The sequence below is a fragment of the Microbulbifer variabilis genome, assembly GCF_023716485.1.
GTDB lineage: Bacteria > Pseudomonadota > Gammaproteobacteria > Pseudomonadales > Cellvibrionaceae > Microbulbifer > Microbulbifer variabilis_B.
Map to the genome: position 1 here is coordinate 4746212 of NZ_CP092418.1, position 12327 is coordinate 4758538.

13 protein-coding genes are annotated in these 12327 nt (G+C 54.0%); 5 read left to right on the plus strand and 8 right to left on the minus strand.

The features are described from left to right. Positions 1-7 precede the first annotated feature (7 nt). Positions 8-1150, minus strand: coding sequence for a signal recognition particle-docking protein FtsY (ftsY, locus tag MJO52_RS20770; protein ID WP_252086043.1), 1143 nt, complete (start codon positions 1148-1150; stop codon positions 8-10). A gap of 268 nt (positions 1151-1418) precedes the next feature. Between ftsY and rsmD the strand changes: the two genes are divergently transcribed. The 4 genes from rsmD to MJO52_RS20790 all read left to right on the plus strand — a co-directional run bounded on the left by rsmD (position 1419) and on the right by MJO52_RS20790 (position 6166). Then, positions 1419-2018 (plus strand): 16S rRNA (guanine(966)-N(2))-methyltransferase RsmD, encoded by a 600-nt coding sequence (rsmD, locus tag MJO52_RS20775; protein ID WP_252083869.1) that lies wholly within the window; start codon positions 1419-1421, stop codon positions 2016-2018. A 96-nt stretch (positions 2019-2114) separates the two neighbouring features. Further along, positions 2115-2591: a pantetheine-phosphate adenylyltransferase gene (gene coaD, locus MJO52_RS20780; RefSeq protein WP_252083870.1), complete on the plus strand. Its 477-nt coding sequence runs from the start codon at positions 2115-2117 to the stop codon at positions 2589-2591. 62 nt (positions 2592-2653) lie between these two features. Further along, on the plus strand, positions 2654-4372 hold the full coding sequence (gene ggt, locus MJO52_RS20785) for a gamma-glutamyltransferase (protein ID WP_252083871.1): 1719 nt from the start codon (positions 2654-2656) through the stop codon (positions 4370-4372). Positions 4373-4528: 156 nt separating this feature from the next. Beyond that, positions 4529-6166 (plus strand): NAD-dependent malic enzyme, encoded by a 1638-nt coding sequence (locus MJO52_RS20790; RefSeq protein WP_252083872.1) that lies wholly within the window; start codon positions 4529-4531, stop codon positions 6164-6166. 22 nt (positions 6167-6188) lie between these two features. Here the strand turns inward: MJO52_RS20790 and MJO52_RS20795 are convergent, their stop codons facing one another. The 7 genes from MJO52_RS20795 to radC form a co-directional block, all read right to left on the minus strand. Continuing rightward, on the minus strand, positions 6189-7868 hold the full coding sequence (locus tag MJO52_RS20795; protein WP_252083873.1) for an amidohydrolase: 1680 nt from the start codon (positions 7866-7868) through the stop codon (positions 6189-6191). Between the two features lie 81 nt (positions 7869-7949). Then, complete coding sequence (locus MJO52_RS20800) at positions 7950-8489, minus strand: disulfide bond formation protein B (RefSeq protein ID WP_252083874.1); 540 nt, start codon at positions 8487-8489, stop codon at positions 7950-7952. Between the two features lie 13 nt (positions 8490-8502). Continuing rightward, complete coding sequence (locus MJO52_RS20805; protein WP_252083875.1) at positions 8503-8661, minus strand: DUF5993 family protein; 159 nt, start codon at positions 8659-8661, stop codon at positions 8503-8505. A gap of 73 nt (positions 8662-8734) precedes the next feature. Further along, positions 8735-9550 (minus strand): bifunctional DNA-formamidopyrimidine glycosylase/DNA-(apurinic or apyrimidinic site) lyase, encoded by an 816-nt coding sequence (gene mutM / locus MJO52_RS20810; RefSeq protein ID WP_252083876.1) that lies wholly within the window; start codon positions 9548-9550, stop codon positions 8735-8737. Positions 9551-9637: 87 nt separating this feature from the next. Beyond that, the gene (gene rpmG, locus MJO52_RS20815; protein WP_020413983.1) at positions 9638-9793 is read right to left on the minus strand and encodes a 50S ribosomal protein L33; all 156 of its coding nucleotides are present in this window, start codon (positions 9791-9793) and stop codon (positions 9638-9640) included. A 36-nt stretch (positions 9794-9829) separates the two neighbouring features. Continuing rightward, positions 9830-10066, minus strand: a complete 237-nt coding sequence (gene rpmB / locus MJO52_RS20820; RefSeq protein WP_020413982.1) for a 50S ribosomal protein L28 — start codon at positions 10064-10066, stop codon at positions 9830-9832. 227 nt (positions 10067-10293) lie between these two features. Continuing rightward, positions 10294-10968: a RadC family protein gene (gene radC / locus MJO52_RS20825; protein ID WP_252083877.1), complete on the minus strand. Its 675-nt coding sequence runs from the start codon at positions 10966-10968 to the stop codon at positions 10294-10296. A 150-nt stretch (positions 10969-11118) separates the two neighbouring features. Between radC and coaBC the strand changes: the two genes are divergently transcribed. Further along, positions 11119-12327, plus strand: a complete 1209-nt coding sequence (gene coaBC, locus MJO52_RS20830) for a bifunctional phosphopantothenoylcysteine decarboxylase/phosphopantothenate--cysteine ligase CoaBC (RefSeq protein WP_252083878.1) — start codon at positions 11119-11121, stop codon at positions 12325-12327.

The window sequence follows — 12327 nt, forward strand, 5'->3', positions numbered from 1 at the left end:
GTGGCGATCAAGCGGTATCGCGGCCAAACAGCGCCGAGACAAATTCGCGCGCGCGGAACGGCTGCAGATCCTCAGCCTGTTCACCCACACCGATAAAGCGCACAGGAATACCGAAACGCCGCGCCAGGGCAAAGATCACGCCACCCTTGGCGGTGCCGTCAAGCTTAGTGAGTACCAGGCCGGTGACACCGGCCGCCTCACGGAATTGCGCAGCCTGGTTAATTGCATTCTGGCCGGTGCCGGCATCCAGCACCAATAGCACCTCGTGGGGAGCGCTGGGATCCAGCTTGCCCATTACGCGGCGCACCTTGGTCAACTCTTCCATCAGGTTGGACTTGGTGTGCAGGCGGCCGGCTGTATCGGCGATCACCACATCAATACCACGGGCCTGGGCCGACTGGACAGCATCAAAAATTACCGAGGCGCTGTCCGCACCGGTATGCTGAGCCACCACCGGCACATCGTGGCGCTGCCCCCAAACCTGTAACTGCTCTACCGCAGCGGCGCGGAAAGTGTCGCCGGCGGCGAGCATCACCGATTTGCCTTCGCCGAGGAAACGGTGCGCCAGCTTGCCGATAGTGGTGGTCTTACCAACGCCGTTAACGCCGACTACCAAAATCACATAGGGCTTTTTACTGGTATCCAACACTAAAGGCGCGTCGACACTGTCGAGCAGCTCTGCCAACTCCTGCTGCAGCGCTTTATAGAGCGCATCCCCATCGGCCAGCTCGCGGCGCGAGACGCGCTCAGTGAGGCGCTCAACAATTTCACTGGTGGCCTCGACACCCACATCTGCCATCAGCAGCTGGGTTTCCAGCTCTTCCAACAGATCTTCATCGATTTCTTTGGCTCCGAGGAACAGGTTGCCCATGCCCTCGACAAACTGATTGCTGGTGCGGCTGAGCCCGCGGCGAATACGTGCAAAGAAACCCTCTTTCTTTTTCGCTACGGGTTTTTCCTGCACGGGGGTGGGCTTGGGCGCTGGCTCCTGAACCCGAGGAGCCGGTTCTGACGCTGCTGCTTTAGTATCGGCTGGCAACTCAGATTCAGGGCTAGACTGAATTTCGGGCTGCGCATTGGCTGTACTAGCGGGCGACGGCTCAACAGCTTTTGTGGAAGGTTCCTGCACATCAGCAGTCGCTTGTTCCATCTCTGGAGCGGGCGCCTCTGCTGACTCGGCAGCGGCCTCCTGGGGTGCAGCGGGCTCTTTATCGGTGACAGATGGCTCCTGCCACTCTTCCGCCGGGGCCTCCTCTGGTGAGCCAACCGCTTCGGCCTGCTCCCCTTGGGGCTCGCTTTGTTCGGGCTTGCGCTTTTTCTTTTTGCGCAGGAAATCAAAGATCATTCGTTTATCCGGGTGTACCGCTTGCAGAAAGACGCTAATCTTAGCATCGCTAAGCCCCCAGTAGAGAGTTACCTTGGCCAGAAGTTCATCGCGCAAGCAAAGCACACAGCCCCTTTCCCAATTGCGCATCATCGGAGGGCAGTGGCGCGGGCGCAAATTACAATTTGCGCCGGTTGAGGGATTGAGACCTACCGGCGATCGCCTGCGCGAAACCCTGTTCAACTGGTTGCAGTTTCACCTACCTGGCGCACAATGCCTCGACCTCTTCGCCGGCTCCGGCGCCCTGGGTCTGGAATCTCTATCCCGTGGCGCGGCCTCAGTGGATTTCGTCGAACTGAATCCCCAGGCTGCACGCACCCTAAACCAGCAACTCCAGCTACTCGAAGCCACAGATGGCGAGGTGCATAACTGCCGGGCAGCAGATTTTTTGGTCGGTGGCGGCAAGCCTTACGATATTGTCTTTATCGATCCGCCCTTTGCAGACGATTTGTGGCAGGAGAGTCTCGGCGCTCTCACTGGCAGGCTCTCAGAAGGCGCTCTGATTTATATCGAGACACCCCGAGACACTGTTATTTCTGCTGCGAACGACTGGTCGTTAATCAAGGAAAAGCGCGCTGGTCAGGTCTGTATGCGACTGTTTCGTAATAACTCCGATACAACCACAGAACACTGACCGGTCAGCGGGTCAGGTTAACGCATTCGGTTTTGAGCCTTAGCCGTAAATTGTTTACCATTCGCATCCCTTTCAGCCCGCATTTATCCTTGGCGTATGAAAAAAGTTGTCTACCCCGGAACTTTCGACCCAATCACCAATGGTCATCTCGATTTGGTGGAGCGGGCCTGTCGCCTGTTTGACCACGTCATCGTGGCCGTAGCCGCCAGTAATCGAAAGAATCCTTTATTTACACTGGATGAGCGGGTGGAGCTCTCCCAGCGCGTACTCGGCCACCTGCCCAATGTGGAAGTCATCGGCTTCGATATCCTGCTGGCTGACCTGGTGCGCCAGGTGGATGCCTACGGGGTTCTACGCGGCCTGCGCGCAGTATCCGACTTCGAATACGAGTTTCAGCTGGCTAATATGAACCGCCAACTGGCGCCGAATATGGAAAGCCTGTTCCTGACCCCAGCAGAACATTTGTCCTATATTTCTTCCTCTTTGGTTAGAGAAATTGCCTCTCTCGGTGGAGATGTCACAAAATTTGTTCCAAGTGCTGTACAAGCGGCACTGGAAGAGAAATTCCGCTAACTCCCGAATTGGTTATTTCTGATACACTCGAGCGGATTTTTCCACAATCCGCGGAGTGTTTCGTGCGTCACATTCTCCTCGCTCTCGCCCTTGTTCTATCTCCGGCCATAGCCGATGAGCCGCAACCGGAAGTCGATACCGGCCGCAGTGCAATCAAGTCTGCCACGGCCAAATCCTATATGGCGGTGACCGCCAACCCCCATGCGAGTCGCGCCGCCGAACAAATCCTCGCGCAGGGCGGTAGTGCCGCGGATGCAGCTATCACCGCTCAGTTGGTGCTCGGGCTGGTGGAGCCCCAGTCATCAGGTATTGGTGGTGGCGCCTTTATGCTGAGCTACGACGCCAAAGATAAACAGCTGCGCTATTACGATGGCCGGGAAACCGCTCCGGCAGAGGTGGATGAAAACTACTTTATGCACGACGGTAGACCGCGTTCATTTATGCAGGCGGTTATTGGCGGCTACTCAGTGGGCGTCCCTGGCGTCATCCGCATGTTGGAAATGGCGCACCAGCGCGATGGCAAACTGCCATGGGAAGTTTTATTCCAGCCAGCCATCCAGCTAGCCGAAAGCGGCTTTGAAGTCTCTCCACGTCTGCACAAATTGTTGAGCAGGCTACCCCATGTAGATGCAAGACCGGCGATCGCCAGTTATTTCTTTGACAGCAACGGCAGGCCCCTGCCGGTGGGCCACCGGCTGAGGAATCCGGAATATGCCCGCACCCTGCGCATGATTGCCAGTGATGGTGCGAACGCTTTTTATAAAGGAGAGATCGCCGAGGCGGTCGTCAAGGCCGTTCGCGGCGACATTGAAAACCCCGGTCTGCTCAGCCTTGAGGATATGGCCAATTATCGGGCCAAACTGCGCCAGCCTCTCTGTTCCGCTTTTCTCGAATACCAGATCTGTGGTGCGGATGCCCCCTCATCCGGCGGCACCACCGTGGGCGGCATTTTGGGTATGCTGCAAGCTTTTCCCATCGCTGAAATGGAAGCCGGGGACGACCTGCTCACCCATTTGTTTATCGAAGCCTCAGAACTGGCCTTTGCCGATCGCAACACCTATTCGGCCGACTCAGATTTTATCAAAGTTCCCAGTAAGGCTTTGGTATCCCCCACTTACTTGAGCGAACGTGCGACACTCATTGACCCTGACAGCGCCAGCATAGCCAAGCCCGGCAATCCGAACACTGGGGCGACCAAGCGCCTCACAGCCCAATCACCTGAGATGCCCAACACCAGCCATTTGGTCGTTGTGGATCGCTACGGCAATGGCGTCAGCATGACCAGCAGCATCGAAACGGGCTTTGGCTCTCGCCTGCTGGTAAAGGGTTTTCTGCTGAATAACCAGTTGACCGATTTTTCCTTTACCCCAAAAACAGCCGAAGGGCAGTTGGTGGCGAATCGTATCCAGGCCGGCAAGCGACCTCGCTCTTCCATGTCGCCAACGGTGGTATTTAATAAAGATGGCAGCCTGCGCCTACTGGTGGGCTCACCCGGGGGGTCACGTATTATCGACTACACCGCCCGCACCATTCTCTACCACCTGGGGCTGAATATGCCCATTGCCGATGCCATTGCAGCCGGCAATATTGGCGCTATCGGGCGGCGTGTCGAACTTGAACCCGGTTTCTTTAGCCAGGACACCATAAATAAACTCAGGGCACGCGGGCACGAGGTCGTCGAGCGCGATCTCAACAGCGGCATTCATGCAATCGCGGTAAAAAACAATACACTCCACGGCGGTGCCGACCCCCGCCGGGAAGGTAGTGCGCTGGGGCACTGATTTTCTGGAGGAGGCATATTGCATGCCTCCTCAAAACCCTCCCTCCTAGAAAGCTGCCATTCATAAACCAGCTTTCCGGATAGCGTGCCCCTTCTTTAGAGTGGTCCATACTTCCTCCTAACTAGCGTAAGCCAAAACGCAACTGGAGGGCCCCTCTTGGACCACCGCAAAGTAGATGCTACTGGCATCGAACTCCTGCACGACCCCAGCACCAATAAGGGCACTGCTTTTACAGAAGCGGAACGCAACAAGTTTGGCCTTAACGGCCTGATTCCCTACGCTCTGGAAACCATCGAAACCCAGGTAGAGCGGGTGATGATGCAGCTGAGCCACAAACATTCGGATATCGATCGATTTGTCTACCTGACCGGTCTACTGGATACCAACGAGACGCTCTTTTACCGAGTGGTGATGTCCGATCCGGTGCGCTTCCTTCCGATCATTTACGACCCCACAATCGGTGAAGCCTGCACCAAGTTCAGCCATATCATGCGCAGGGTCAGGGGTGTCTATCTGTCTATTGCACAGAAGGGCAGTATCGCCGACTCCCTATCTCACTGGCCGGACCGGGACATTCGATTTATTTGTGTCACCAATGGCGGACGAATTCTGGGGCTCGGGGATATCGGCGCGAATGGCATGGGTATCCCCATTGGTAAACTGCAGCTTTACACCGCCGCCGGGGGCGTACCGCCAGAGCATTTACTGCCACTCTTTTTAGATGCCGGCACCGATAATGAACAAGTACTCACAGACCCTCTCTATGTAGGCCTGCGTCGTAAACGCCCGGATACTGAGACGCTTTACCGTTTTGTGGATGAATTTGTGGACACTGTTCAGCAGCGCTATCCACACTGCTGTCTGCACTTTGAGGACTGGACCGGTAGTGACGCCGTCCACCTGCTGCAACGATATCGAGACAGGGCCTGCTGCTATAACGATGATATCCAAGGCACTGCGGGCATTGCCCTGGCCGGCATGATCAACGCCCTGAAAATCAAACAGGGCTCGTTAAAGGATGAAAAAATCTTCTTCGCCGGTGCCGGCTCTGCCGGCATAGGGCTTGCGGATTTATTTGTGAGTGAACTGGTCAATGAGGGGCTCAGTAGGGAAGAGGCCCAAGCCCGCATTATTATGTTCGATGAAAAGGGACTACTGGTAAAAAGTCGCGAAGACCTTTTCGACTTCCAGCGCCCCTACGCACACGACCAATCCCCAACTTCACAATTATTGGAGGCCATAAAAACTCACAAGCCAACCACCTTGATTGGCGTCAGTACTGTTGGCCAATTATTTACCCAGGAAGTCGTGGAAACTATGGCCGCACACAACCCGCGACCCATTATTTTTGCTTTGTCCAACCCAACCGAACATGCCGAATGCAGTGCGGAGCAGGCCTACAGTTGGAGCCAGGGCCGAGCCATCTATGCCGCCGGCGTACAATTCCCCAAGGTCACACTGCATGGAAAAACCTATTTGCCAGGCCAAGCGAATAATTTATATATCTTCCCCGCGGTAGCAATGGCAATTAATGCAACAAGTGCTAAACGTGTGCCCGACTCACTATTTATTGAGGCCGCCCGTGGAGTTGCTGAGCAAGTCGGTCAAGATCTGCTGCAGCAGGGCTGTCTGTTTCCGCCACAATCAAAAATTTTAGAAATATCCCAAAATACAGCCGCAAAAGTCAGCAAGAAAATCTTTGAACTTGGGCTCAGCACACTGGAGCCGCCAAAAGATTTTTTAGAATTTATAGAAAAACATACTTATAAAGCTGAATATCTTTCTTATATTTGAATTTAACCCAATGCAACAAAGGTCAGAAGGTGTCTAGTTGTATTGATCTTGGTTCATTGTCTGAATTTCTTAAAGATTTCCGGTCAAACACCAGGCGTCCCTTATAAAAAGTCTTTATCACTTTGGCTTCATCAACCTGACTTTTAGAAACATTAAACATATTTCTATCTAAAACAATAAAATCAGCCCACTTACCCTTTTCGATACTGCCCGTTTCCTTTTCCAAGCCTCCAGAATAGGCAGCATTAATTGTAAAAGCCTCAACCAGGTCATCAATAGAAATTCCTAGATTTAATCCCCGATAAATAACCGCCATTGGATCCACCATGCCACGAATCTGAGAGGGGTCAGAAGATAATAAAGAGACACTCATGGGAATATATTTTTCTCCACCCTCTAAAACTCCACCCCCAGTTGAACCTTCTCGGCCGCTATACAAGAGGAAAATATTTTTTGGCTGTACAAATACGGCACTATGCATCTGGGAAAGCTGATCCAGAGTGGACTCTTTATCTAAAGAAGCATTAACAATTGCATTGCGCATTTTGGTGTCACCCCCCTCCAACTTTTCCAGTATATTTAAAGCTTTATCAGTTTCCTCTTCTCCAGAGACTAAAATCTGCATGGGAAATTGGTGAGCATTAGCCCTTTGCGCCAAGCTAAAAACCTCTTTAATCGAACCAGAAGTTCTTGAGATTGGTTCTGTAGTGATCCACACCCTTAAATTTTCTGGCAACCATCCAATATAACTTATCGAAGTCAGCCTAAAGTCATCGATTGTTATTTGACTAACCTTTTGCTGCAGCGAACTAAAATCTCTGTCGGCAAAATCTGTACTAACCGCCATTGAGGCCAGCACGCGAAAACCCATGGGTTCAATTTCGGATATTTGATCAAAATAACGCTTTTGACCTTCCTCATCTTTTAATACAACAACGGAATCATAGAGACTTGTCACACCATTACTAACCGCTAAATCTTGCATACTGAGCAAGTCTTTTCGGTAATCTCCGTTTATGTCCTGCGGGATCAATTTCTCTATTAGTGCGACAGCGCCAGGACCCCGCAACCAACCAGTAGCAATGCCGTGTTCGTTTTTTTCTATGAATCCATTAGGAGGATTCACACTATCGTTATTAATTCCTGCGGCAGCCAGACCTTCTGAATTTGTCCAGATATTGTTTCGGTCTGAAGAAAATAAAATAATCGGGATCAGGTCATTAATTTGATCGAGAATCCCTTTGTGCGGAGGCTCAACAGAAAATGCCTGCAAATTCCAACCATCACCCACAATCACTTGCTGTTGCGGATTCTCTCGAATATAACGCGCTACCGCAAAACGGTAATCTTCAATGGAGCCTCCAGAAAATAAGTTGATTCTGGATGCCGCCCCCCGAATTTTTGCCCTTTGGAAAAAGCCAGGTAAAACCAGCTTACCATTCAGATCTACAATTTCAGTATCCCCGCCAATATAAGCCTCAACACCTGCCTCAGTGCCGACAAAGACAATTCGCCCATCCCTGATTGCCACCGCCGCAGCAATAGATCGGGCTTTATCCGCGGTATAAATAATGGCGTTGCGGATAATTAACTGAGCGGGCTTGCTTGGGGTGGGATTGGCGGTGGGAATGGAGCCTACGCTCTTTTCTAGAGGATCACAGGAGAGGAGCAAAAGAACCGATAGCAAACTGAATAAACGCATATAGCTTCCCACGGATTTGCCCTATCCCCTCAATTTTCCACTGTGAAAAAATTCAGCGAGACTAGTAATTCAACGATTCTCTCAAGGCCACAGCCAGTGATAGCCGAAAGAGCCTCTCGTACAGGGGCCTAGCCCGCACTCCAATAGGGTGCTGGCCAGGTTCGCCATGGCAATGGTGAGAAACAGCACCGCGATAAATTTCTCGGGAAAGGTGAATCGACGCGGTGACAGGTTGCGCCGCAAGAAGCCCAACATCATTGCGACCCCGCAATAAGTAAGCAGCCCAAAAAAAGCCACGGCCGCCCAGGTATAGAGATGCAAGCCGAGAAAGGGCTCTCCAAATCCGGGGTTATTGGGCAGAATATGCAACAACACTTGGCGCCCGGCAGCAGCCAGCCCGGCAATACTCGAGAGGATAACAATTCCGTAGTGAGCGGGACGTACACCAAATCGCAGGTTCATCAGCAAGCCCAAGCCAGCCATGGTAAAGGCTACACGCTGAAGCAGGCATATGGGGCAGGGCAGTTGGTGCTCGTAAAGCTCGATGATAAAAGCCGCCCAGAGAACCGCAGAGAGGCCGAGAAGAGCCAGGGCATCGAGCCTTCGGACCATATACACCATAGCGGCACCCCGGCTAGAAGGAGAGGTCCAGCGTTGTGTTCGAGTGATAAATCAACCAGATGATGTAAATCACCATAGTCAACAACCACCACAGGGTGGCCGCGCGCTGGCGGCGCTTCCATATATACCAGGCTGCAATCAGAACGGTGAGAAAAGGCAGTACCAATACCACGGGCCATCTCCACAGACAGCAATACTCTGATATTAGTAGTAAATTCCCGCCAATGCCCTAGCGCAAAGTAAGCTCAACGCTGGCAACGAGTGCAAAAGAAGGTACTGCGCTGGCCCAGAACCATATCCCGCACCGGGCTCCCACAACTGGGGCAAGGTGCTCCCGCGCGGCCGTAGACATTGAGTTCCTGGGCGAAATATCCCGGCTTGCCATCACCACCGATAAAGTCCCGCAGGGTAGTGCCACCTTGGGCAATGGCACGACTCAATACCTTTTTGATCGCCTCTGCAAGGCGCAGATAGCGGGCTTTTGAAATAGAGCCCGCTTCACGATCCGGGCGGATACCTGCCAGGAATAGCGATTCACTGGCATAAATATTCCCCACCCCCACCACGATACGCCCATCCATTATGAACGTTTTCACCGACTGTTTACGCTTGCGGGAAGCGGCGAACAGGTAGTCACCACTAAAACTCTCCGACAGCGGCTCCGGCCCTAAATGACTGAGGAGATCGTGGACCAGGGGGTCTGCTGCGGTCCACAGAAGAGCGCCAAACCGGCGTGGATCCCTGTAGCGCAGGGTCAGGCCACTATCGAGTCGCCAGTCGATATGGTCGTGCTTCTCAGGGGACTCTTCCTGCTCGACCAGGCGCAGGCTTCCAGACATCCCCAAATGCCAGATGGCACACCCCTTATCTGTATGCACCAGTAAGTATTTGGCGCGACGCTCCAGCTTCAGAATACGGGCATTTTTAATGTGCTTGGCGAAGTCCGGGTCTACAGGCCAGCGCAGTCGCGCCTGTCGCACCACAACCGATCGCACCCACTGTCCCTCTAGATAGGGAGCAAGGCCACGGCAGGTGGTTTCTACTTCTGGGAGTTCAGGCATTTCTCATCTCACGATGGCTGTAGCCGAGGAGCGGACACAAAAAAGCCCGGCAAGAACCGGGCTCTTCTGCGAGTACTCGAAAGGCAATTACTTGATTTTGCCTTCTTTGTACATAACGTGCTTGCGAACAACGGGATCGTACTTTTTGATCTCCATTTTCTCAGGCATGTTGCGCTTGTTCTTGGTAGTGGTGTAGAAGTGGCCAGTACCGGCGCTGGAATTCAGACGAATCTTCTCACGCATTGCTCAATCTCCAATCAGTTAGCTGAATACAGCTAATTATACTTTTTCGCCGCGGGCGCGCAGCTCAGTCAGGACAGCGTCGATACCTTTCTTATCGATAACGCGCATGCCTTTTGCGGAAACACGCAGTTTCACAAAACGCTTCTCGGACTCAACCCAGAAACGGTGGCTGTGCAGGTTCGGCACGAAGCGACGCTTGGTGCGGTTCTTAGCGTGGGATACATTGTTTCCGGTTACCGGACGCTTACCGGTTACCTGACATACCTTGGACATCTGTTGGCCTCTTCAAAACGCTTGTGCCCGCATGGCGCCAATCCTGAAGAGGAAAAGGGTGTGCGGGAACATAAAAATCGGGATTCTAATCCGGTTCCTGGATGGCGGCGGAACCTGTGCAGAATCTGGCCCGGCCGCAAAGAGCGGCGTTTTATACCAAAAGAGCCCGTAGGGAGCAAGTTTTGTACAGTACTTCTGCGCCAATCGCAGCTTCTCAATTGCAGTGCCTACAGCAGCCCTTGCTCCGCAAAGGATAGGGCCTGGCCCTCGCCCACTATCAGGTGATCCAGCACCTTGATATCCACAAGCTCCAGGGCCTGTACCAAACGCTCGGTAATCCAGATGTCCGCCTGGCTAGGCTCGCAAATGCCCGATGGGTGATTATGCGCCAGAATCACTGCCGCCGCACCCCGCTGTAAAGCAGCCTGCACCACCTCACGAGGATAAACACTGGCGGCATTCAGAGTGCCCTCGAACAATTCCTCAAAACTGATAACATGGTGCTGGGTATCCAGGAAAAGGCAGCAAAAGACCTCGCGGCGGCGATGGCGCAACTGCATAGCCAGGTAGTCTCGCACTGCCGCCGGACTGCACAAAGCACTGCCCTTCCGCACCGTTTCTGCCAAGTGTCGTCGCGCTATCTCCAGCGCCGCTTGCAGCTGTACAAACTTGGCATCCCCCAATCCGCGGGCGCGACAAAACTGCTCCCTACCTGCCTCCAACAGGGCACGCAAGCCGCCAAACTCACTGAGTAGACCCCGCGCCAAATCCACTGCGGAAACGCCCGGCAGCCCCACCCGCAAAAATATCGCCAACAACTCTGCATCCGACAGCGCCGCGGCACCCTGCGCCAATAGCTTCTCCCTGGGCCTCTCCGCCGCCGGCCAATCCTTGATCTTCATAATCGTTTCTCGCCTTCCCTGACTGTCTTTTTTTGTGAACTCTCTCCCCAACTCACCACAAGCACGATTTTCGCGTCTATTCTGCGCCTTATAAGTCCAGACGCAGAAATGCTAATCTAACCCGCTCGCATATATTCGGAAACTGTATCTATGTCCTCACTGGCCGATAAACGCATACTTTTGGGAATCAGTGGCGGTATTGCCGCTTACAAGAGCGCCGACCTGGTACGCCGCCTAAAAGAACGCGGTGCCCAGGTGAGAGTGGTAATGAGCGCCGGCGCGCGCGAGTTTGTGCAGCCGCTGACTTTCCAAGCCCTATCCGGCAACCCTGTACACACCGATCTGCTGGACCCAGCCGCTGAAGCCGCCATGGGGCATATCGAGCTGGCCAAGTGGGCCAACCTGATCCTGATTGCCCCCGCCAGTGCCCAGATGATGGCAAAACTGGCCTGTGGCATGGCCGACGACCTGCTCACCACCTTGTGTCTCGCCAGCGAAGCACCAGTGGCCCTGGCCCCCGCCATGAATCAGGCCATGTGGCGCCACCCAGCCACCGCTGCTAATGCCAAAACCCTGCGTGACCGCGGGGTACAGCTGTGGGGACCGGCGGCTGGCAGCCAGGCCTGTGGTGACGTGGGACCCGGCCGCATGCTGGAGCCCGCTGACTTGGCTCTGCAGACCGAGTCACAGTTCGGCTCTAGCGACTGTCTGCGCGGCAAGCGTGTGGCGATTACCGCCGGCCCAACCCGCGAGGCCCTGGACCCGGTACGCTACCTGAGCAACCACAGCTCCGGCAAGATGGGGTTCGCCCTGGCCGAGGCCGCCCGGAAGGCCGGCGCCGAGGTCACATTGATCGCCGGGCCGGTAAATTTGGCCACTCCCGCACATGTGAAGCGCGTCGATGTCATCGATGCGCGGGATATGCGCGATGCCGCCGAGCGTGCGGCCGACCTCTGCGATATTTTTATCAGCGCTGCCGCTGTTGCCGATTTTCGCCCCGCCTCGGTGGCGGAACAAAAAATCAAGAAACGCGAGGGCTGCGACGAGAGCGCTATTACCCTGGTTAAAAACCCGGATATCGTCGCCGGCATCGCCACGCGCAGCGAGCGACGCCCCTTTACCGTGGGCTTTGCCGCTGAGACACAGCAAGTCGAACAGTATGCGCAAAGCAAACTGCAACGGAAAAACCTCGATATGATTATCGCCAACGACGTTAGTGGCAGTGAAACCGGCTTCAATAGTGACCGCAATGCCGTCACGGTGATAGATCGCCACGGCAATACACAACTGCCCGAGGCTTTAAAGGCCGACCTAGCGCGACAGTTAATAGAAATTATTGCCGTCAAAGCGCAGAAATAA

Bases quoted from the DNA above. Each gene is read 5' to 3' on its own strand.
- rpmG (WP_020413983.1), bottom strand. From the start codon at position 9,793: ATGCGTGAGAAGATTCGTCTGAATTCCAGCGCCGGTACTGGCCACTTC.
- rpmB (WP_020413982.1), bottom strand. From the start codon at position 10,066: ATGTCCAAGGTATGTCAGGTAACCGGTAAGCGTCCGGTAACCGGAAAC.
- ftsY (WP_252086043.1), bottom strand. From the start codon at position 1,150: ATGGAACAAGCGACTGCTGATGTGCAGGAACCTTCCACAAAAGCTGTT.
- coaBC (WP_252083878.1), top strand. From the start codon at position 11,119: ATGTCCTCACTGGCCGATAAACGCATACTTTTGGGAATCAGTGGCGGT.
- radC (WP_252083877.1), bottom strand. From the start codon at position 10,968: ATGAAGATCAAGGATTGGCCGGCGGCGGAGAGGCCCAGGGAGAAGCTA.
- mutM (WP_252083876.1), bottom strand. From the start codon at position 9,550: ATGCCTGAACTCCCAGAAGTAGAAACCACCTGCCGTGGCCTTGCTCCC.
- coaD (WP_252083870.1), top strand. From the start codon at position 2,115: ATGAAAAAAGTTGTCTACCCCGGAACTTTCGACCCAATCACCAATGGT.
- MJO52_RS20800 (WP_252083874.1), bottom strand. From the start codon at position 8,489: ATGGTGTATATGGTCCGAAGGCTCGATGCCCTGGCTCTTCTCGGCCTC.
- MJO52_RS20795 (WP_252083873.1), bottom strand. From the start codon at position 7,868: ATGCGTTTATTCAGTTTGCTATCGGTTCTTTTGCTCCTCTCCTGTGAT.